Below are 21,716 nucleotides of genomic sequence, written 5' to 3'. Positions count from 1 at the left end.
GAGAGGCCATACATGTCGCGAACCCAGCACCCACCAGGCGCCGTTGATGCGTTCGCCAAGATGGACGCCACCGCCCAAGCCAACCTTGTCCGGTCCGGTCAAGCCAGTGCAGCTGAACTTGTCGAGTCCGCGATCGCGCGGATCGAGGCCACCAACCCGGCGCTCAACGCCGTCACACACAAACTCTATCCCAAGGCGCGGGAGCGAACGACGGACCCGGCCTTGGCTGGGGCATTCGCAGGCGTTCCGTTTCTGATCAAAGATCTGCTTTCGGTGGCGGGTGCACCGAACACGTTCGGATGCCGCGCGTTGGCCAACTTCATCGCGCCGAACAGCTCCCCGTACGCACTGGCGCTTGAGGCAAGCGGCTTGGTGACGGTGGGACGGACAAACACGCCGGAGTTCGCTCTGATCGACGCGACCGAGCCCAGACTGTTCGGTCCAACCCACAATCCGTGGGACCTTGCGCGGTCCTCCGGCGGGTCTTCGGGAGGTGCTGGCGCGGCGGTTGCCGCCGGGATGACGCCGATGGCGCATGCCAGCGATGGAGGCGGATCAATCCGTCATCCGGCAAGCCACAATGGCGTCTTCGGCCTCAAGCCCAGCCGCGGGCGCAATCGAAGCGACGGCTCTCCACCCATGCCGTTCGGCCTGCCCGACATCGCCGTCAACCATGTCCTTACCCGGTCCGTGCGCGACAGTGCGCTCATGCTCAGCCTCACCGAGGACCCTGACACGCGGCTTGGCCCGTTGGGCTTCGTGCGCGATCCGGTCAGCAGGCGGCTTCGCATCGGCCTTGTGCGGGAGGGCCTGAGCGGAAACATCGCCGCTACCGAGGTGGACGATGCACTGCTTTCTACAGCCCGGCTTTGCGAAAGCTTAGGCCACAATGTGGAGCCGACGACGTGGCCGTTTCCCGGCCCGAGAGCGATCGAGGCCTTCCTTGATGAATGGGCGGTGGTGGCCGCTGGCGCGGTACAAGCGACGTGCGCTTGGATCGGATGCCAGCCCGATACGGAGAGCTTCGAGCCGTGGACGCTGGGGCTCGCGCAGCGAGGGGCAGCGCTTTCACCCGATCGGGTCGCGGGCGCGGTCGCTCAACTGGCGCAGGCCAGTTGGGCCTTGGACGCGTTTTTTGAAACCTACGATGTGCTGCTGTCGCCCGTGGCGCGCCATCCGCCGAAGCGTCTCGGCGAACACGCCACAGACCTGCCGTTCGATATTCTGTTCGAGCGAGCCGTCGACAACTCGGACTTTACGCCGGTGATCAACGCGGCGGGAACACCAGCAATGAGCGTTCCCCTGAACTGGAGCGCCAACGGCCTGCCTGTTGGCTCGCACTTTGTCGCTCGCGTCGGTGCCGAGGCGACCTTGTTCGGCTTGGCCTATCAGCTCGAAGCCGCCCGCCCTTGGACCGATCGCTGGGCTCCACAAAGCTACCCTTCGGTTGCTCAATAGGATCGCGAAGCGGCGATGCCTTGGTCGAGGCCGGCATTCCGTGAAGGTCTGGAATGGGTCAATCGCGGCGGTTTTGCCCGATCTCGGTTGGGTCCGGTCTACCCCTCAGAGTCGACATGGAGGCGACAGGCGGAATTTGTCGCAAAGGGCCAACAAGAGACATCCGCAGCCCGAAATGAAGATAGCGTCTCACCAGGGAAGGTGGCGCATTACTTCGCCATGGATGCCCAATCAGCCACGGAAGCCACCATATGCCACGGAAGTCGGTCAAGAGCGGAGCCCATGTCGCCGAATTTCGATCGAGTATTGGTAAATGCTGACCAGCAGAAATCGCTATGCGTTCGAACGGAAATGGTTGCCGTTCCGGGCAACGAGCCGTCGTGCCACCAATTATTTTGCGGATTAACAAAGAGGCCTTTGGCATAGCGAGGGTTTGCGGCTGAAGGGGTCGTCATCGTGCGGAGGGTGTCATCCTTGAGCAGCTGATCCGTATCTTTGAATCCGTCGATATGATTGAAGAACATTGTTAGATCGCTTGGCGTCGCAATCCAACCGCCATGAGAATCCATCCGGGCGACGTTCATTCCATACGGATCGCCTGGATTCTGATCATAGTATTTGACCTCATTGGTCGCTCGATCCTCTAGCGTATTTCCGGCGATCTCCATGTCGGTTATGCCGCAGCGCTTTAAGATATTGTCTTTGATGTACTGCTCATACGTCTGATTAGTGAGCTTTTCTATGACGCGCCCAAGTAGGCAATAGCCGAAATTGGAGTACGCAAAGGACTTCCCTACCGGATCAGTGAGAGGCATGTGATTCAACGTCCAAGCAATGAGTTCTCGATGGTGCATTTCCTGATTCAAGAACATCGGATCGTTGCTATCGTTTCCCCAACCGCCGGTGGTGTGAGTAAGCAGATGCTCAATTGTAATCTGTTCGATAACAGAGCGATCGGGCGGCGTCGGATAGTCATGTCCCAGAATAGAATTTGGTCCAAAAACATGGCTATCGAGCTGTAGTTTGCCCGCTTCGATGAGTGTGAAAATCCCGGTCGACGTGATCGGCTTCGAAATGCTCGCCATTCGAAATCGATGTTGCGGCATTAACGCTTCCCCGGCCTCTCGGTCTGCGACGCCGAACGCCTCAACATAGGCAGGCTTTCCCTTAATTGCGATCGCAACCGAGAGACCCGGAACCTCATAGGTTTCCATGAAAGCAGCGGCCAACCGAGCCAATCTCTTGCGCTCATCCGGCGTCGGCGACAAGGCGGGTTCTTGAGCAAGAGCCGGGGCTGATCCGTAGACCATTCCCGCGGCGCAAAGTAACGAACTCTGGAGTATCTTTCTGCGTGTAATGGACATGGCGACCTTCTCACAAGAGAGCGGGTAAGCGATAGTGTCACACGTCTCGAAATTTTCATCTAACAAAACGGTAAGCCCGTTACGATCACAGCCGATGATAGAGATTTCGCGCGCCCGGTGGGTTGTGACAGTTCGTCCTGCCGGCTCCAGCGGAAGAAGCCGGCTTAAGGGTCCGCTGAGGGTCATTTGCAGACGCTCCCGGCCGGTGAGGACCAATGTCTGCCCTAGCCCGGGAAGCGGACAATTCCGGATTTATGAGTACGCGCCCTAGTCGATTCCTATTGCTGAAGACGTGCCGCTTGCGGGGCAACGGAGGAGATCTACTCGAAAGAATCGCCTGATTAGGGTGCTCCCGCAGCATGCAAGCGTTGACCATCTGCGTTGTTACCTCGGCAATGTCGCTGACGCTGGCAAGAGCCGGGGACTATAGTTGAGCGTCCAGTTCGCTAGACTTTTTCGACAGCATCGCCTACCCCACAAACGCAGCGGAGAACCGAGTGCCACCGCCGACACCGTCGTCATACGCGCTGATGATCAGTCCGATCAGATAGTGGTCTAAACTGGAGTTCGCGTTAGCGAACGCGCCCGATGCACGGCTGATCCCGTACCCCGACGTGCCAGCATTATCCACGATCCGGTGCTTGGCGTCGGCGAGCGTCTTGTATCCGGCAGAGATGGATACCGCGCCGGGTGTAAACACCGCACCGAGTGGCTGACCCGCCGTGAAGGAGTATGGCGAAGCGAACATGTCCATGACCCATCCCTGCGCCGTACTGGTCACGGCATTGGCGCCGATCAGCGATGACTTCTGCTGCACCGGCGTCCCCAGCGGATCGCTGTAGAGGCTGAGCGTGCAGTCGTTACCCCAAGCTGCATAGGCGTAGATGCCCATCACCTTGCCGGCGAACGGAGGAACATAGAGTTGGCCGTACTCCTTTGCCGGAGATGAGCCACTGTTGAACGCCCGGGTGGCGTAGCTCGAAACCACGTCAGACATTTCCAGCCAGCCGAACGCACCGTCGCTGAAAGTGAAGAAGAAACCGGGAATGATGTTGGCGGACCCGGCAAAGAAGTTGGTGCCGTTGTAATACGTGTTGATGGGGCGCTGAAATTGAACAGTCGATGTTCCTACGCTGAGCACCACCGTGTCACTACCGCCCTTGGCCGTTAGTTGCGCGCATACGGCGACAAGATCACCGTTCGCTATCGTTTTGGAGCCTGACGTCGGAGTGATGTTGTTGAAGCCATTGGTAGCCAGAATACCACTTCCACCCGTAACCACGGTCTTGACGTCAAACGTGACGGTGCCGGACGAGCTGACACCGCGACCGGGTCTTCCTGTGGTCGTGTCCACTGCCGCGATACCGAACGAGAACGAGGACGCTGCATTGGCGAGCGTTGTCGAAAACGTGAAGAACCCCAGTGCCGATTGTCCAGTCGTATCGATTGTGTGTGATCCGCCGTCAGATGTGATCAGCCGCCCAATGAAATGGTTCGCAAAGCCCGCGCCGCCCATAGCCTGCATGGCACCTGCACCGAACCCCTTCCAGGGGTCAGGACCGAAGTACGACAAACCGGGGATCGCCTGCAGCGTCATCTTCAGGGCCTTGTGTACGGCATCGAGAGAGTCACGCGCGTAACCGTTGATGCGCTGTCCGGCTTGTTCGCGACGTGTCTTCTTCCTTCGTCGCAAAAAGATAGGGCGCGGCGATCTGCGGCGTTACGACGCGACACCTCGCGAGATCAATCCGTGTGGCAGCTTCCTTGCGGCTTCGTTTACAAATTCGGTTTCGGGGTCCTAGATATTTTTGGGGCACGTAAAGAGCGCGCGAGGCACCCGGCCTGGCCAAGGCCCCTCCCCGGGTCGGCCATCAAGCGCCAACGCGTGAAGCTCAGCGCGGCCGGCGGGCTATCGTTTGAATCTCGAAAGGCCGCGGAAGAATTTTAGAATTTGGATGGCGCGGCCATCGCGTTCGCCAAAGGGCCAGTAGCCATGCCGCCGCTCTGAAGCGGCCGAGCCTACTGAACGCGAAGCCGTCCGAGCGGGACACTACGGGCGGCCCATCGCGCTGAGAACGCGCTGTGATTACAGGCGCTGTGTCGCGGCTCGCTTGGCCACCTTCGCAACGGTGGCGCGGCTGCAGCCCGTCATGTCCTGAATAAAGCTCCAGGAGCGACCTTCCGCGAGTAGACTGGCGATGCCGGCGTTGCGCTGCGCATCCTCTGGGCGCCCCTTGTACTTGCCTTCAGCCTTGGCCTTAGCTTGTCCCTGCGACTGACGGCGGCGCCGGTCGTCGTAATCCTTGCGGGCCACTGCAGCGAGCATATCAAGCAGCATGCCGTTAATTGCGTCGAACATGCGCGCAGTGAACTCATCACCGTTGCCGGCCGCCATCATCCACGATGTCGGCAAATCCAGCGCGACGACGCGCACCTGACGTGTCTTCAATTCACCCCTAAGCTTGTCCCAGTCAGCAGTGGTCAACCGTGACAGTCGGTCGACCTGCTCGACAAGGAGCACGTCGCCAGGCTGCGCATCGGCAAGCAGACGAAACAACTCAGGCCGCGCCAGTTTCGTACCGCTCTCATTTTCAACGTACCAAGCCGCGACGTGTAGGCCACGTTCAGCTGCGAAGGCCGTCAACTGATCCCGGGCGCGGTTTGCGTCCTGATCCTGGGTCGATGCTCTCAAGTACGCCCGGACAAACATGCGAACCTCCAGAGTCTGTTTTGGATGGTCTACATGATATAAGTCTGTTTTGGATTGTCAAACCATATTATTGAACCAATCGAGAGTCTGGTTTGAATTAGGCAGACCCTAAATGAACCAGTTTTCGCCGATCTAGGCGCACGCCACGGAAGCGACCTGATGCAGCAGCCACAGGAGCGGGCGCGGGAGAGGCCCCAGAATGGCCTGAGCGACTTTGGGAGGAGCCATTGACCAGCGCAGCCCTGCGAGCTTTCGGTGGCCGTGTGCATCAGGGATCGCGACTGGGAAGGCTATTGGGCCGCCGCAAACAAATCCCAGGAGCCTGGGATGCCTTTGAGTTCGAACGACCCGCGTTCCGAAAACCTCAGTCCGGCACCAGCAACCAAGTCGGTAACAACGCGGGACACGAACACCTCGTTGGCGCCCGACTGTGCCATTACACGAGCGGCGACGTGTACGGCTATTCCTCCGATATCATTGCCGCGCACCTCGATCTCCCCCGTGTGCAATCCGGCGCGTAGAGGCAAGCCGAGTTGCCGGGCCCCTTCGCCAAGCGCAAGTGCGCAGCGGACCCCACGGCCGGGGCCGTCAAACGTGGCCAAGATTCCATCTCCGGTGCTTCTCACCAGTTTTCCGCGGTACCTCTCGACAACATTCGCTACCAGACGGTCGTGAGAGTCCAGCAACCCGCGCCAGCGACGATCTCCCATTTCGCTGGCTCTCCCCGTGGAGTTCACGATGTCGGTGAACAAGACGGTCGCCAGCACACGATCGACCTCTTCCGCTGCCTCGGACCGGTGGCCGGTGATGAATTCTTCGATGTCGTCCAGCACTCGTTCGCAATCGGCAGTAATGAAGCTGTGCGGTAGGTCCTCATATTCGATGTACCTCGCGCCGGGGATTGCGGCCCCGAGCTTCCGTCCCTCTGATACGGGTACCACTGCGTCCGCCTTGCTATGCAGCACCAGGGTTGGGACCCTAACGTTCTGCAAAATCGATCCGACGTCGATTCGCCGGTCCATCATCATGATCGCTTTGAATGCGCCGGGACTGCAGGACATGCGCTCGAACTTGCCGAGCACCGCGAGCTGATCTTTGGTCGCGTCCGCCATTCCCGTTACGCGCTTCATCGTTTGTCCCGAGCCCCAGCTCGCAACTACCGCGTCGGCATGCGATTTGAACTGACTCTCGGGGATCGAGTGGCCCGCTCGCATGTAGCCACCGAGGAGCACCAGGTGCGATACGCGATCTGGGTGCGTTGCAGAAAATAGCAGGCTCATGGGGCAACCTTCCGAAAAGCCCAACAGTACCGTTTTGCGGATCCCTACCGCATCCATGACTGCACGCACATCGTCCATCCGCTCCTCCAAGGAGGGGACGCCCGACACGCGATCGGAGAGGCCATGACCCCGCTTATCAAATCCTATGATGCGGGCGAAGCGGCCCAATCGTTGCACATTGCCGCTCACAAATGGCAGCTCATGAACGAGCTCAAGGTGAGAGATTGAACCGGGCACTATTGTCAGGTCAATCGGCCCGTCACCAACCACTTGGTAAGCAATATTTATGTCACCGCTGCGCGCGTATTGCGTCTGCGGCATAACGAAATCGTTCATGTCAGACTCCAATATCGACAGACGTCGAGCCTGCATTCGCAATGAGGGTCCTCTTCCCGCGCGGCCCTCTGTCAACGATTAAAGCCTACCACATGCCCGAGGGGGGTGTGACTCAGCATCTCTGATCTTGCGAGCTTCGTGGATTTCCTTGCGCGTCAAGCCGATCTCGGCGGCAATAGATTCAACGTTCCGATCTGAAACCTTGAAATTGCGGCCGCCGCTATGACGGGCGACCTCTCCTCGCTCCTGAGCCGCGTCGTACTCATCAGCGAGGCGGCGCTTCGCTCCCGCCTCAAGCTCCAGCGCATCCGCCTGCGCGCGATGAGCAGATCGCGGATTGGATCAAGATCCGTCCCTCCTGCCAGGACCAACAGGGGCGGACGCGCGTCACATTGACATAAGAAAAGATGCGCCGAAGGCGAGCAAGCCAAAGGATGTCACGACTATGGCGTCGAACATTGCACAAGCAATCTCGAGTTCGCGTTCGCTCATCTGACAATCCTGTGCCCGCGGACTGTTTCTCCCAGGTTGGGCCTATTACTCGGTTGCTTAAGGCATACCGTAGTCGCACGGGGAGCAGTGTCCCGCGCCTGAGATTTGAGGACCGCCCGCCCCGCCACGGGCACCGCCAGTGGGCGTCGTAAGGTAAGCGCTACCTGTCCGAGTTAGGCCCAGGACGACGCAGGGACGAAGACCCCCTCACTCGGACTTGATGTTCGCTGCCCGAATGATCTTGGCCCATTTTTCGAGTTCGATTTCCACCTGTTTGCTGAACGCCGTCGGCGTGCTCCCAACCGGTTCGAAACCAAGCATCAGCAAGCGTGCCTCTACGTCCGGAAGCGTCATGCTTTTGACGATATCGCGGTTGAGGGCCGCAATGATATCCTCACGGGTGCCGGCCGGGACAAACACGCCGAACCAGTTATCAAACTCGATGTCCGGATAACCGGCCTCTGCCGTTGTCGGCACGTCGGCGAGCGCCCGCAACCGTCTCTTGTATGCCACCGCCAGCGCGCGCAGGTTGCCGTCCTTGACCTGCGGCACAATTGGCGCTGGTGCGGCAAGGCAAATCGTCGTGTGGCCCGCAACGGTCGAGCCGATCGCCAGACCCGCGCTGTTGTAGGGAATATGCACAAGGTCGAGGCTCAGCGACTGGCGCAGCATTTCGCCTACGATATGTCCGGGCGATCCCACCCCTGCTGTCGCATAGTTGTATTTGCTGGCATCGCTTCTGATGAGAGCAATCAGCTCCCCGAGCGTCTGCGCCGGCACAGAGGGATGGACCGCGAGCACAACGGTCGTGCTGACCGCGAGAGTTACCGCGTCAAAGGAGGTGCGGGCATTGTAGGGGACCTTATCGTACAGCGCGGGATTGATCACGAAGCTGGGTGGAGAAACTAGAGTAGTATATCCGTCGGGCGCCGCCTGCGCCGCTCGGCCAACCCCGATGTTGCCGCCTGCGCCACTGACGTTCTCGACGTAGAACGGCTCTCCAAACTCCTCGGATAATTTCTGAGCGATGATCCGGCCGAAAACGTCGGCGTTCCCTCCTGGCCCGAACGGAACGATCATACGCACTGGTCGCGCCGGATAGGCTTGCGCCCGCACGATGCCCGGCGCGGCAAGCAGTGCGAACGAGCCTGCGATGAAGGTGCGCCGTTTCATTCGATTGCGCACCGGCAGGCCCATGGCAACTCCCTCCAGTTACCATGTTGAATCATCGACCATCGGATTTGGGAATACCCGAAGGGGATCACCACCTCAGGGGATTGGTATTACCCCCTCGGACGTGACAATGCGCCGGCAAAGGAGGACTGCACGAACGCGCGATGATGCTGGCGATAACTCGCGCGCGTGGGGTGAGCGCCCTTTCGACGGCGGCGGCATAATCGTGCCCGGATAAGGCTGCCTGGACAGACAAGGTGTCCCCGCGCCCGGGAATCCGAGGACCGCCCGCCGCCGCCGCGCGGATGCCTGTAGGCCGCAAACGTGCCTTGGCCCTGGCCCATCCTGTCCCATTCGAGCGCATCATGCACGCCTCAAGCGCCCTGGGTCGTCACGATGTGCCCGAGAATTGCCGCGACCCATTAAGGGTATCGCAGCAATGCAGCGTGAGACAGATGTTCATCAAAAATCAGGCTGAAACTGAATCGAAAAGATCCACATGTCTTTCGCTAGTCGAATGAGGAGCGCCGCCGACCGAAGCGCCGCAGCGGTGTTGCACCAAGATCCTTGGCTGCCGCGCCTGGAGCGCGTGCAAGGGAAGACCGGCTTCGATGGTCTGGAGCGTGTTTCCACGCAAACCCTGCTCGACCTACTCGAGGTCCCACAGCGCAAACGCACTACCGAGACATACCGGCACCTAGCGAGCCTGATGGCCGAGTTGGGGTGGTCACCGGTACGCTTGCGGGCCCTCAACGGGCGTGGTTATCGCGAACAGATTCGGGGCTACGTTCGGATTGTCGATCAGGGCTAACAATCCTGGGGCCTGAGCCCCCACTCACTGGGCAGTTTGGTCTGGCAGTCTGGTCGTTTGGTCGCCCCAGTTGGCCTCTCTCGGGTCCGGACACGGGTTTCCTTTCCGCTACCCTCCCTCCCTCAGGAGAAACGCCCAGACTGCGGGGTCTGAGCTTGAGAGCACCAGCTTCCTCACCCGGTTTAGCTGCGCTGCCCGTGATGTGGGCCAGACGGTCTCCCTCCCCGGATGTCCCGAGGTGCGGGGGGTTACGCGCATTGAAGCGCGGGCGCAGTTATCGCTTCGGCATGGCGTCCTAAGCGCGGTCGGAAATTCGAACTTGAGGTGCCACCTCCAGGCGCTTTCTGCCTGGTCGTCCGATAAAGTTCCCGCCGGGTAACTTCGCCTCGATATGCTCGCCTCGAGGCCCGAACTAGTCGATCCAAGTGATCGACAACCTGCCGGTGGGAAGGCGCCGGCACCGTGCTGTCGTTTATCGGCGGCATTTGGCCGGCGACGGGGAAAGCCAGAATCAAAACCCGTCACTAGCGGACGGTTGATCTACGTTGCCGTTTGTGGCGGGACCACCGAGCACCACAATCAGTGCGCGACCGACCGAACGCGTGTTGTTCGATCAGCGCGCGAGCGCCAAATTCTTGACTTCCTCCTTGAGGACCCTGGGTGCGATCGGCAGAGCGCACGGTGTCACGGCTGATGTCACGGTGTCGCGCTCGGCTGTCACGCTCTTGCCGTGACTGTCACGGAGCTTTTCTCGCCTACGCCGTTGCCGTTCAGCCGCCTTCGGATCCTTCGGACCGGACTCAAACTTGTTGAAGTCTGCGTTGACCTTCCCCCAATCGATGTCCGGACGGGCTGCCGTCAGTTTTTCGACAGACCGCCGTTGCGGTAGTTCCGGTACCTCGACATCTTCGTATCCGCCACCACCGCAGGCGCGGACGAATTCGACATCGTTGTGCCCCGCGGCACGCAGGATCGCGAGAGCAACCATGATCGCGTAGGACGGGCTAATGAGCACCAAATCATCGCCGTCGGGCCAGCAATGCTGGCGCACAACGACCTGGCCGTCGGCATTCGTATAGACCGCGGTCTGCGGCTGTTCCGGGATCACCGTGACGACAGTGTCGTCCCAATCGAAGTCGTCGGCACTTCGCGCTTCCGTCCTGGTAGCTTTATGGGAGGTTAGATTTTCCTTGCGCTCGGAAGCCGCTTCTGTCAAAGATAAGCCGTTCATACTTCGATCCCTGTCGAATTGTGAATGTGATGCTCTCTCAAGGTGTAGAGGCCAGGAGAGAGTCGTAAAAATTCCAGAGCGCCTCCGGACTCGTCACCCGGGGGCGTTTTCGTTTGTCGCTCAACTCGGAAGTGCTGGTGCACTGTGGTGTGCAGGCGAAGGTGCTTCAGAGGTAGATCTGGTGGGCTTTGAGAGCGTTGATGCGACCCACTTGTCGAGCGACGCAGCCGTGTAAACAGGAATTCGATGCAGGTACTGGAATTCCGGACCGACTCCGTAAGACGCATAATGCGCGAGCGTTTGCACTGAGCGGGCAATGCCAAAGTTTGCCAGCAGATACGCAGAGGCATCGCGTCGTCTGAGAAGTTTGCGATCATCCATTGTCGACCTCCGTTTGTAAGTTGCTCGGGAGAGCCGAGCCTTGCCGGCAGCTGCTTGGGGCTTCGTTTACGGATTTCCGGGGGTTTGTCCGTGGAGCACGGAAACGTGATCGCGCGAGAACTCCTGACAGCAGCCCGCGACAACGGTCCGTGACGAAGCGCGAGACTTCGTCTCGGCTCGCGCCCTGCCCGGCCCTCGTCGTCCTGTTCGGAAATGCGCCCTCACCGCGGCGCTCCTACGTGGAACGCAAGCTCGGCGATCACGCCCGCGATTGGCCCTTCCAAGGCAAATCGGCGCCGAAGGTGCCGGGCCTGTGCGACCGCTATCCCGGGCTCGGATTGCAGAGAAGGGTCGAAGGTGGTAGCACTAGAAGTGCGAGACTTCGAGTTGCGATTTGGGGCTGCCTTTGCCGAGGCGGCCCTTCGCGTTTCTGGCTCAGGAGGCGCCTGCATTGAGCCCGCCTCCGTTAGCCACCCATCGCGAAAGCCCTTTAACGGCGGCAAGCGCGCTTAACGCTGTTATCCAGTCTAAGTTCTTGAATTGATTTGCTTGTGGCGCTCCTGCCGGGATCGCCAGTTCATTCGCGGGCTCAGCTTGCGGGATGCCTCACCTGCTGCGAAGCGAGGTGGACGCGGCGGTCGTGGATCAGGTTTTCGAGCCGGTGGGCGGCAACGTTCGCCGCCGTGACCGCGCGCTCCGCCCCTTCATCTGCAACCGGCTGGCTGCGCTGCGTGCGAAGCACCTGATCGATCTCGCGCTCGATCTCGTCGAGGTCAGCCGCGCGTTCCGCTTGCCTGATCCGGGGTCCCAGCGCATAGAGCGCGTCGAGCGCCTCCTGGCGGGACTGCGTCTCGAGCGGGCGGAGGAACTTCCACGCGGCCGCAAGCAAGGACGCGAGCCCGCCCGCGATCATCGGCGCCAGGAAGATCGCGTTGCCCCACTGGTCGAGAAAACTCTCGCGAGTCCCGTCATAGACGGCGGCCGCCCCGGGGTGCACGGGGATGTAGGCGCCCGCATCGGTATCGGGCGTCGCGATCTGGGAGAGCGCGGGCAATTCGGCCAGCAGGCCCCGGCGCGCGCTCATGATCGACTGCGTCAGATCACCGATCACGTCATTTCCAAGCTTCTTCTGTGCCACCAGGTAGAACGACGTCCGGAGCGTCGTCACGTCGTCGGCAGGAATTGGCGGCGAGCCGCGCAAGGTGCCCTTCGGCACGTCGAAGCTCTCATAGGCACGCTCCCGTTCGGCGATCGCCCCGGCGGACTCGATCGCGATCAACACCGGACCGGCTCGTCCGCTGTGCGGAAACACGTTGCGCAGCAGCGCCAGATACTTTTCGGTCAGGGGCATAACGACCAGGATCGCCCGTACATCCTTGCTGTCGAGCGCCCGGCGCGCGTCCGCCGGCGCAAGCGGCTTGAACGTCACGCCTGCCCGCGTCAGGTCGTATTCGTCGGTCAGCACCTTGATCAGCTTCTGATCGGCCTCGGCGCCGATCACGCCGATCGTGGCGCGCTTCAGCTCCGCCACGTCGGATATCGCGGCGCCGGGCGGCGCGATCAGCAATACGGTGGCGTGGGCCAGTATGATGACGGCCTGAGCCTGAGAAAGATCGCCGACATCGCCGCGCACGACGGCAAGGTCGACCTTTCCGGAAGCGAATGCATTGGCGGACTCAAGCGGTCCCGGGGTCTGGGTCAGGCTGAGCCGGACCGGGGCATTCGACTGCGCGAGCTTTGCGGCGATCGCCGAGACCAGCCTGCCCGCCTCGCCATCCAGCGAACCCACGGCAATCGTCAGGGTCGTTGGCCGCGTGTACCAGCGATAGGCCAGCAAGCCGGCGCCCCCTGCCAACAGGACAAGGCCGGCCACCAGGGCGATGCGAAATGACCTCGGCAGCCTGCCCGGATCCACGGCGCGTTACTCGACCGGCTCGCCGCCGGCCAACAAGGCTCTGGTCGCGCTCGGCCGGCGCGCTGGCCGGGCGTATCTGGATTTCGCGACGATAATGGCTGACCTCCATCCCCTCGATGCCCCGGGAATTGGCGCGCGATAGTGTCGTCGTCGACCGGCTAGAGGAAAGACTGCGCGGTCGACGCCACGATACCAGACGCGCAACCGGCGACAATATCGATGTTCCTGCTGCCGTCTGTCCGCGACTTGATCGCGCAGCTCTCGAACCCGGACGATCCGGTTCGGCGCGCTCCCCCGAACGAAACCATTTTCCGGAAGCCGCGAAGCCGGCCGGAAACAAAGGCGGCATAGCGTCCCAACATTGGACCAAAGGGGATTCGGTCATGTGGGATTTCATCAACGAATTGTATCGGGATTTTTGCCTGGCTCGCCTGCAGGAGATGCGGAAGCTGGAGCACCATAGCTGATCGGGCGGGAGCGTGGACAATGATCAGCCCCTGGCCGGGGCAATCCTGACCGCCATCGTGATCGCGGCGGTGGTCTGGGCGACGATTGGGCCTCCGCCGGGGCACAAGACGGTTGGCGACCAACACCAATCCATCGCCAGACGCTAGCGCCCGTATGATTCCGGTGCCTTCGAACCTTGGCGCCGGTCTTGCAGACAAAACATCACTGGGATTGCGGGCCCAGATTGGAACAGGGCGCCGCCGGGACAATACATTTCGAGCCCGGCGGCGTAGTTTTTCGGGACAAGCGCAACGTCGTTGTCCGGACGGCCCGGAGCGAAGTCCCAGGACGATCCGCGTTTCTCTTGGCAGCAACCAAACCCAAATTCTAAGCCTCCCTTAACCACAAGCGCAGGCCGCGCGCGCGGTGGTGCGCCGATTGCGTCCCCATGCGCGTTGTACGGCACCATGCGTACGTTGGGTCATTCGATCGTCTCTGCCGTGTGTGCCGTGGCCGGTCTCCTCACACCCGTCGCGAACGCCAATGCACAGCAGGTGCAGGCCGGAACGCTCGAGTGTCACGGTGGGCCCGACACCGGCTTCATTCTGGGGCCGGTGACCAATCTGGATTGCGTGCTGCATGCCGATAGCGCGCCGGACAGCCGCTACGTCGCAGCCATTCGCAACCTCGACGTCTTCATCGGCGAGCAAGACGTCGCCGTGACCTGGAAGGTGATGGCGCCGGTGCCGTGGCTTGCAAGCGACGACCTCGTCGGGGGCTATAGCCATGCCGGCGGCGCCGGCCCCAATGTTCTGGTCGGCGGCGCCAATGCGCCGATCACGCTGCATCCGTTGGATCAGCAGAACGCGTCCTCAACTCCGCCCGTGAAGATCGATAACCTCCTGCTTCGGCCGGCGGATCACTGATCCCAAAGTGCCGCCTGCTGGTGGCTGCGGGAACTCCCGCGCGGTCGCCGAAAAGCACAACGCCGCCCGCTTGAAATACATGCGGACGGCGTTGGCTCTAGCCCCAGGAAGGTGATGCAAAATCCTGACAGCTCGAAGTCTGCACACTTTGTGCCAACGGCGCATGTCCCAAATTGGCTATCACGCCGCCGGACCATCCAGCCCCAGCGCGCGTCGAGCTGCAGATAGGCCGGCACGATATTCCGTGCGCTGAATGCACAACGCCGTCCGCCTGAAATACATGCGGACGGCGTTGGCTCTGGCCCCAGGTGGTGCAACATCCTGATGAGTCCAAGTCGCATGTCCGCCGCCAGCGATCATGGCCCAAATGGGCCATTTAGCCGGAGAGAAACGAGGGTAGGTTAAGCACCGAGGCGCCGGTGACGGTGCCTCACGACCAAAGTGTCAACTTGGCCTCAGCGTGGCCCACGCGCTGAGGCCTCTCTTTTTGAAGTTCGCGGTCTGCTCCGAAATCGCGCCCCGTTCTTTATCATTCAGCGCACGAAACGATCCGTAGTTCTCCGTGCGTGAACAAAGTTCCGATGGCGGTTGAGGCTCCGGACGCGGTGCGGGTTCCAATTCTCGCAGCGATCTTCGGCGCAATGCTTTGTGATTTCTTAATCTGGAATTGCTTCCTCAAAGCGATTGTGGGTGCTTGCATCGTTCGTCGATATTTGTTCGTCGATATTCCGGGATCGATATGGAAGACTCCGTCCAAGTCCGTTGCACACGCTGCAAGAACGTCTTTCGCGATCGCGCCAAGCGGCTGCAGAACGGCTATTCCCGCCAGTGCCCAAGCTGCGAGATCGTGCTTTTCTTCGACGAGGATTCGCACGATTCAAACATCAAGCGCGCGATGCGAACGGCGCGGCGCGCCCGGAAAGAGCTGCGTGAGAGCGAGGGCGCCAGCCCGAGAACGACCGCAGGCGTTTCGCGGCAGTATGGCGGCCGCTCGGCATCGAACGCGCGGCAGTCTGAAGAAGAGGACGGCGATTGAGTTTTGGCGGGGCCGGCTGCCGGACTCGGCGCTCGGTGATCATGCCGCGGGATTCTCACCGTGCACGCTTACTCGGCCGATGCGCCATTCCCATGTAAATCCCGCCTGCCTTCAATTCCGCGAGCATCTGGTCGATCCGCTTGCGCTTCGTTGCGGCTCGCACGCTGCGGTCGATCCAGTGCAGATAGTCGTTGCGCTGATACGGCGGGCGCTGCTTGAACGCTTCCATCAGGCCTAGGGCATCGAGTTCGCGACGCAGCCTTGCCGGCATTGCCGCGCGGGACCGCTTCAACGTCACGCCGTCCTCCGGTCGCCTGATCAGGATCGCCGCTCCGCTTCGACATAGCGCCTGAAATTATCCAGGATCGCCTGCCAGCCGCCGCGCTGTTGCTCGACCGAATGGGTATCCTCGCTGTCGAAGGAAACCTGCACCTTGACGCCGCTGGCCTCCGGCGTGAATGCGACCTGCGCGGTACGATCGCCGAACGAATATTCGAGCAGCCGGGGTTCCTCGACCTTGGTGTAGGTGCCGGCGAAATCGAACCCCATGCTGCCGTCCTTGGCCTCCATCCGCGACGAGAAGGCGCCGCCGGCGCGCAGGTCGACGGTCGCAGCAGTGGTGTGCCAATCGTCAGACGCCGCATTCCACTGCTTGATGTCGTCAGGCGTGGTGTAGGCACGCCAGACATCCGCGATCGGGGCAGCAATGGTGGTTTCGACGGCAATCTTCATGTGCACTCCCTCGTCCTTGCAGAGATAGGCAGGTCGGCCCGCGCGCCCCCGCCGCGGATCACTCTAACCGGGCGGTTCGCAGCGATCCACCAATGGCCGCCGGGAACATGGGGAGCCCCGGGTCGCCACGCAACGAACCAGATGGTGTGCGACCGCCACAAGAATTTCGTCAGGAATGACCGTGTATGGAAGACGGGTTCAATGCCCGGAGAGGACGTCATGCGGAACCTGAACACTGTCTTGAGCAAGCTGAACGACCGCCTGCTGCGGCTGGAAGGCGAGTTGTTCGTGCTGCGCTCGATTGCGCGTGCCGCCCTCACCGCCGGTGACGAGTCCGCCGTGCGCACCCGCCAATTGCTCGAAGGCGCCAAGCTCGCGCTATCGGACGAAGCCGAGCGTCCGCTGGACGCCGCGACCGGGAAATACGTCGCCGCCGCGATCGCGATGGTCGAGGAACTGCTTGAGAATCCCAGGGAGGCGGCGCCGCTGTTCAGAGTGATCGACGGCGGCAAGCGGGACGATTAGCTGCGGCCGAACCGCGATCCGGAGCGTTTTCCAGCGAAGCGGCTGTCGCAACGCCGACCGGCAGGGATAACCGCCCCGTCTTTGGGAGGATCGGGGGTTCGTGGTTTTCATGCGACAGCAAGCCCCTCGTTGTCGCCTTGAAAAAGGTCGACCGGACAAACCGAACATGACCAACTGCGCCGAGCTTCCCGGTCGCCTCCTCAAACGGCTGTCAGAATAATCGAAACGAGCGTATCGTCCCCAGATCGCTGTTGGGACGTCGCCAATCAAAGAGGTATCGCATTCCGTGGAGCGCAGCATGAACGAGATGGCGACCAAACTCCTCAACACCAAATTCGAAACGTCGCGCCCAATTTCGTTCAAGTACACAAGCATCCACACGTGGCAAGGTGCAGGTCTCACACACGTACAAACGAACGACGATTTCTCGTTCGAGGTATCTCATGGTTCTCTATGTATTATGAGCCTGACGAGACATCTCGCGAATGTCTTTCGTCCGAGCGCAGTTGATCTCGCCAACGGCATTTTCGCGAACATTCCAGACGAAATCTACCGCGGCGCTTGTGGCAAGCCGACTCGGAGCACCAATGTATTCATTGTCCCATCGCTCATCGAAGGCGTTCTGGACGTAAAATATAGTCCAGGCGTTGCCTCAACCAATCTTCGCAGGGTTCGCTCGTCTCTGCCGATCGCTCATTTGCTGCAAGCGCTCCTCGAGGACGTGAAGGCAAGCAGTCCAAGCGGACCCACGCTCGGAGAAGCAATCATCAATGCTATGATTGCCCTCGCACATCCGGTCGAGCTTGGGAAAATGGAGATTCGTGACCGCCGTACGCCGACCATATCGTCGCGAAAGATGGTGATGATCAAAGATTATATTCAGGCTCAACTATCCGAACCTCTGCATCTGGAGAGCCTGGCGAAGCTAGCTGATGTCAGCATTCGCCATTTGTCGAGATCATTCCGCTCAACGATGGGATTGTCCCCGCACCAGTACATCGTCCGAACTCGTGTGGAGCACGCCCAGCATCTTGTCTCGACAACTTCGCTTTCGTACGACCACGTAGCGTGGTCATCGGGATTCTCTGATCGCAACCACATGGCAAGCGCATTTCGCAAAGTGCTCGGAGCCCCACCGTCGCATTTTCGCAACGGTCAGAAAAAACCGGACTGAAGCGACAAGTTCATGTCCCGATTGAACACGAGTGGCCGTTTTGAAAGCCGCTCAGGCTGATCTTGCGTAGTACCCCTCCCAAAGCAGCCCATAAGCGGCTGAGTTGGGGGAGAAAACGCAATGAGAATTCGATTCGCGGGAAGTTCTCGACAAGGACGCTCGGGGAGGAAAACCCAAGCAGGCGTCATCTGGGGCCTGGCACTTTCAGGCCTCATGACACTGGTATCAGGAGCCCAAGCCCAACAGCGCTATGACCGGATGACAGTGTTCGGTGACAGCTATGCCGCCAGCAGTGCAAATTCCTTGGCGAACGTCCAGAACCTGGCGCTCTATCCTTCGCAGGGAGCAGCGCCTTCGGCCACCAACATCACGTTTCCGTACTATTTGCAGAGCTTGCTTGGCATCTCGAATTCGCAAGTGTCCAACTACGCGATCGGGGGAGCCACGACACAGCAACTCAATGTTCAGGGACCAGCGTTGAGCTTTCCCTACGAGTTGGCCCGTTGGAATGGAGCGCCGTTCGGACCCAACGAATTGGTTGCAGTCAATATCGGAGGAAATGATGCGCTCTTGCCCAGCGGAGTGGTCTTCAAGGCGATCGGGCTGGGCCCCGATGGAACGGGTTTCGTGCCGGCCCAAGCCAGCGCCTTGGCGACACAAGCCACAGCCACGACGGTTTCGGCCGTGCAGCAGATGGCTTCCGCCGGAGCGCGCAACTTCATGATCGGGGGCTTTACGGACATCAGCTTGTTGCCTCTGGTAGCGGCGACCCCTATTCCGAGCTCATCGGCGCTCTACAGCCAACTTTACTATCAGGGCTTGCAAAGCGGACTCGCACCACTGGCGCAATCAGGTGTCCGTATTTTCCTGGTCGACATCACCGGCGTGATGCGGCAGGCGAAGAACAATCTCGCAGCGTATGGCCTTCGTTCCTACGAATACGTCAACGCGCAGACACCGAGCCTGTTCGATCCCGGGGGAGTTCACCCAACGGCCAGAGGCTATGAGATTCTAGCGCAGTACATGGCGAACCTCGTCAATGCACCGGATACAATTGCCGCGCAGGCCGATCTCAGCCAAATCGCCATCAACAATTTTTCCGGCTCAATCTTCCAGAGACTCGATAGCTATCGCGGGTTTGGGCAAAGCAGCAGCCGGTCTGCTTTCGCAACAATGGGCACTGCCGATCCGGGAGCAAATCAAAAGGCTGCCGCGACGGGCCGTTTGCCCATGTCTTACCAGGAGCAGCCTTTTTCGGTCTACGTGTCCGGTGATTACGCAGCCGGCAAGCGCGACGACCGCTTCGGCGCCACAGGATATAGCTACGAGATGGTCGGCGGCACCGTCGGCGCCGAGTACAAGATCGATCGAACCCTGCGCGTTGGCGGCGCATTCAACTACGCCAACCCGACGGCGGACTTGAATCACGCAGCGGGTCATATCAACTTGAATGCCTTTCAATTCGGAGCGTATGCTTCGCTGGATTTCCCTGCATGGTTCTCCGACTTCGTAGTTACATATGGCCGTAACGACTACCAAACCGATCGCGTGGGCATCATCGACAAAATCAATGGAAGAACCGACGGGAATAGCTTCACTGCCGGCTTCAAGAGCGGCTATCTATTCGACGTTGCGTCGGTGAGGATGGGACCGGTCGTCGGCATAAACTATGCCAGATCGAGCATTCACCCCTACACAGAAACCGGCGATCCTTTGCTGACTTTCTCGGTTTCTCAACCAAACCTGGAATCGCTCGCTGCAAGTGCCGGCGTGCAGTTCCGCGTTCCGCTTGATGTCGGCTCAACCGTCGTTAGCCCGTACCTGAATATTACGGCCGAGCACGACTTCAAGAACGGAAATCGCACGTTGCTCTCGATTGAATCCCAAGCCCCTCTTCTTCCGATCTACTCGTTCGTGCCTGGGTCTGGACAGGTTACTTACGGCAAGGTCGCTGGCGGCATCAGCACACAAATCAGCGATCGAATCGGCTTGTCGGTCAATGGAGCGACCACCTTTGCACGAGAAGGCGGCAACGACTTTGCTGTAAACGGGCAGCTGAAGATCGCGTTCGCAGCACATTAGCTTGCGGCTTGCAGCGCCCTGTCATACGCCTCGATCGTGACCTTGGCGCGGACGGCAACGTCCGCGGCCGTGATGCCCGGCTTGTACAGGCTGCTGCCGAGACCGAAGGCGCGAATGCCGGCCTTCACATACTCGGCGAAATTCTGCTCCGAGACGCCGCCGACTGCGGCGATCATCACGTCCGGCGGCAGCACCGCACGGATCGCAGTGATGCCGGAAGCGCCGAGCACGCTCGCCGGAAAGAATTTCAGGCTCGACGCGCCCGCGCGCGCGGCGAGCAGCGCTTCCGTCGGCGAGAACACGCCGGGCATCGTCACCATCGCATGGTCCCGCGCGCGGGCCAGCACGTCGGCATCGACATTCGGCGACACCATGAGGCGGCCACCGGCGTCATGGAGACGATCGACGTCAACAACAGACAGCACCGTGCCGGCGCCGATCAGCACATCGGCGGGCGCGCGCTTCGCCGCGATCTCGATCGAACGGAACGGCTCCGGCGAGTTGAGCGGAATCTCGATCGCGGTCAGCCCCGCCTCGATCAGCGCGCTGATGATATCGGAAGTCTCTTCCGGCTTGACGCCGCGCAGGATCGCGACCAGCGGGCGCTTCATCGGCGGAAATGCAATGCTCATGCGTTGATCCCTCAATTTTTCCAGATCGCCGTCGCGGCGCTGGCGAGGCCACGGCGAACCGCCTCCTCCGCATCCATGACATTGAACGGAATCGAAAGCCGTTCGAGTGCAATCTGATAGAGCCGCTGCAGCCGGCCCGACGCGATCAGCGTCACCGGCGTTGCGTGCTCCCGCTCCGCAAGCCCCGCCGCCAGCTCGACGCCGATCAAGGTGCCCGAGATCGTCTCACGCGCGGCCTGCGCACTGCCTGCGAACAGCAGCTGCCGCGCGCGCACCCGAAACAGCAGATTGGCTGATAGCGCCGGCGCCGCGAAGGCTTCCGCGACGGCCGCGCCGAACGCATCGGCATCGACCGCCTCGTCCGCCTCGGCGACGGCGTGCGACAGGATGGTGTCGCGCACGACCGCGCTGAACAGCTCTCCGGTCATGAACGTCGCAAAGCCTTCGACCATTCCACCGCGCACGCGCACCCATTTGGAATGCGTTCCCGGCATGCAGACAAGGGCCTCACGGGCTGCGTCGAGACCGAGCGCGCCGAGCAATTGGGTTTCCTCGCCGCGCATCACATCGGGCGCGGCGGCATCGCGCTGCGCGATCCCGGGCAGGATGCGGATATCGCGCGGCTGCCCGCTGACCACGACAGCGGCGCTGAGGATGTCGGAGAGATGCGCGGGCGTATCGAGATAGCCGGCCTCGACCCAGCCCTGCCGTGCGCCCGCCATGCCGCAGATCACGACCGGCAGATCGGCCGGCCCCCCCAGCGCGTCGAGATGCGATTGCAGCACGGACGCAAAGCCGGTCTTGGCAGCCACGGTCATGCCTTGGTCGCTGCGGCGTTCGCCGAGCACCTGGCCGCCGGCATTCATCTGCCAGAGCCGGAAGCTGCTGGTGCCCCAATCGACCGCGACATAGGAAGATCCGCTCATCGCGCCCTGTTCCACGCTTCCGGTTGCCGGCGCGACGATGGCGCCGTTGCAAAGACGCGATAAAGGCGTTCATCGCGGCGCGCAA

General features: G+C 61.0%; 17 protein-coding genes. 6 read left to right on the top strand and 11 right to left on the bottom strand.

The features are described 5' to 3' along the window. Nucleotides 1–12 precede the first annotated feature (12 nt). The gene (locus BI327_RS07885) at nucleotides 13–1,458 is read left to right on the top strand and encodes an amidase (RefSeq protein ID WP_083741975.1); all 1,446 of its coding nucleotides are present in this window, start codon (nucleotides 13–15) and stop codon (nucleotides 1,456–1,458) included. Between the two features lie 209 nt (nucleotides 1,459–1,667). On the opposite strand, the gene BI327_RS07880 is transcribed toward BI327_RS07885, so the two are convergent. The 7 genes from BI327_RS07880 to BI327_RS07840 all read right to left on the bottom strand — a co-directional run bounded on the left by BI327_RS07880 (nucleotide 1,668) and on the right by BI327_RS07840 (nucleotide 13,151). Beyond that, the gene (locus BI327_RS07880; RefSeq protein WP_245334745.1) at nucleotides 1,668–3,008 is read right to left on the bottom strand and encodes a serine hydrolase domain-containing protein; all 1,341 of its coding nucleotides are present in this window, start codon (nucleotides 3,006–3,008) and stop codon (nucleotides 1,668–1,670) included. A 283-nt stretch (nucleotides 3,009–3,291) separates the two neighbouring features. Continuing rightward, nucleotides 3,292–4,419 carry a hypothetical protein gene (locus BI327_RS07875; RefSeq protein ID WP_143271552.1) on the bottom strand — a complete coding sequence of 376 codons (1,128 nt, stop codon included), beginning with the start codon at nucleotides 4,417–4,419 and terminating at the stop codon, nucleotides 3,292–3,294. Nucleotides 4,420–4,908: 489 nt separating this feature from the next. Beyond that, nucleotides 4,909–5,532 (bottom strand): recombinase family protein, encoded by a 624-nt coding sequence (locus BI327_RS07870; RefSeq protein ID WP_076859385.1) that lies wholly within the window; start codon nucleotides 5,530–5,532, stop codon nucleotides 4,909–4,911. 290 nt (nucleotides 5,533–5,822) lie between these two features. Continuing rightward, nucleotides 5,823–7,148, bottom strand: a complete 1,326-nt coding sequence (locus BI327_RS07865; protein WP_076860675.1) for an adenylate/guanylate cyclase domain-containing protein — start codon at nucleotides 7,146–7,148, stop codon at nucleotides 5,823–5,825. A gap of 699 nt (nucleotides 7,149–7,847) precedes the next feature. Then, entirely contained in the window at nucleotides 7,848–8,837 is a 990-nt protein-coding gene (locus BI327_RS07860; protein ID WP_083741974.1) for a Bug family tripartite tricarboxylate transporter substrate binding protein, read from the bottom strand. 1,400 nt (nucleotides 8,838–10,237) lie between these two features. Continuing rightward, nucleotides 10,238–10,855: a hypothetical protein gene (locus BI327_RS07850; RefSeq protein ID WP_076859381.1), complete on the bottom strand. Its 618-nt coding sequence runs from the start codon at nucleotides 10,853–10,855 to the stop codon at nucleotides 10,238–10,240. 970 nt (nucleotides 10,856–11,825) lie between these two features. Continuing rightward, nucleotides 11,826–13,151, bottom strand: coding sequence for a TAXI family TRAP transporter solute-binding subunit (locus BI327_RS07840; RefSeq protein ID WP_076859375.1), 1,326 nt, complete (start codon nucleotides 13,149–13,151; stop codon nucleotides 11,826–11,828). 902 nt (nucleotides 13,152–14,053) lie between these two features. Between BI327_RS07840 and BI327_RS07830 the strand changes: the two genes are divergently transcribed. Beyond that, nucleotides 14,054–14,524 (top strand): DUF992 domain-containing protein, encoded by a 471-nt coding sequence (locus BI327_RS07830; protein ID WP_083741973.1) that lies wholly within the window; start codon nucleotides 14,054–14,056, stop codon nucleotides 14,522–14,524. Nucleotides 14,525–15,218: 694 nt separating this feature from the next. Next, complete coding sequence (locus tag BI327_RS07825) at nucleotides 15,219–15,560, top strand: OapC/ArvC family zinc-ribbon domain-containing protein (RefSeq protein WP_347337663.1); 342 nt, start codon at nucleotides 15,219–15,221, stop codon at nucleotides 15,558–15,560. A 55-nt stretch (nucleotides 15,561–15,615) separates the two neighbouring features. On the opposite strand, the gene BI327_RS07820 is transcribed toward BI327_RS07825, so the two are convergent. Beyond that, entirely contained in the window at nucleotides 15,616–15,858 is a 243-nt protein-coding gene (locus BI327_RS07820; RefSeq protein ID WP_083741972.1) for a YdeI/OmpD-associated family protein, read from the bottom strand. A 20-nt stretch (nucleotides 15,859–15,878) separates the two neighbouring features. Beyond that, the gene (locus BI327_RS07815; protein ID WP_076859370.1) at nucleotides 15,879–16,292 is read right to left on the bottom strand and encodes an SRPBCC family protein; all 414 of its coding nucleotides are present in this window, start codon (nucleotides 16,290–16,292) and stop codon (nucleotides 15,879–15,881) included. Nucleotides 16,293–16,511: 219 nt separating this feature from the next. On the opposite strand from BI327_RS07815, the gene BI327_RS07810 reads away from it, so the two are divergent. The 3 genes from BI327_RS07810 (at nucleotide 16,512) to BI327_RS07800 (ending at nucleotide 20,073) form a co-directional block, all read left to right on the top strand. Next, nucleotides 16,512–16,817 (top strand): hypothetical protein, encoded by a 306-nt coding sequence (locus BI327_RS07810; RefSeq protein ID WP_076860671.1) that lies wholly within the window; start codon nucleotides 16,512–16,514, stop codon nucleotides 16,815–16,817. Nucleotides 16,818–17,115: 298 nt separating this feature from the next. Further along, on the top strand, nucleotides 17,116–17,991 hold the full coding sequence (locus BI327_RS07805) for a helix-turn-helix domain-containing protein (protein ID WP_076859368.1): 876 nt from the start codon (nucleotides 17,116–17,118) through the stop codon (nucleotides 17,989–17,991). 120 nt (nucleotides 17,992–18,111) lie between these two features. Beyond that, nucleotides 18,112–20,073: an autotransporter domain-containing protein gene (locus BI327_RS07800; protein ID WP_083741971.1), complete on the top strand. Its 1,962-nt coding sequence runs from the start codon at nucleotides 18,112–18,114 to the stop codon at nucleotides 20,071–20,073. On the opposite strand, the gene BI327_RS07795 is transcribed toward BI327_RS07800, so the two are convergent. After that, nucleotides 20,070–20,705, bottom strand: a complete 636-nt coding sequence (locus BI327_RS07795) for a 2-dehydro-3-deoxy-6-phosphogalactonate aldolase (RefSeq protein WP_076859364.1) — start codon at nucleotides 20,703–20,705, stop codon at nucleotides 20,070–20,072. The two genes, BI327_RS07800 and BI327_RS07795, sit on opposite strands and share 4 nt — an antisense overlap. An 11-nt stretch (nucleotides 20,706–20,716) precedes the next feature. Further along, nucleotides 20,717–21,631: a 2-dehydro-3-deoxygalactonokinase gene (locus BI327_RS07790; protein WP_076860670.1), complete on the bottom strand. Its 915-nt coding sequence runs from the start codon at nucleotides 21,629–21,631 to the stop codon at nucleotides 20,717–20,719. Between the last annotated feature and the right edge of the window lie 85 nt (nucleotides 21,632–21,716).

The organism is Bradyrhizobium mercantei, from assembly GCF_001982635.1.
Lineage (GTDB): Bacteria > Pseudomonadota > Alphaproteobacteria > Rhizobiales > Xanthobacteraceae > Bradyrhizobium > Bradyrhizobium mercantei.
This window is presented reverse-complemented; position numbering and strand designations above follow the sequence as displayed.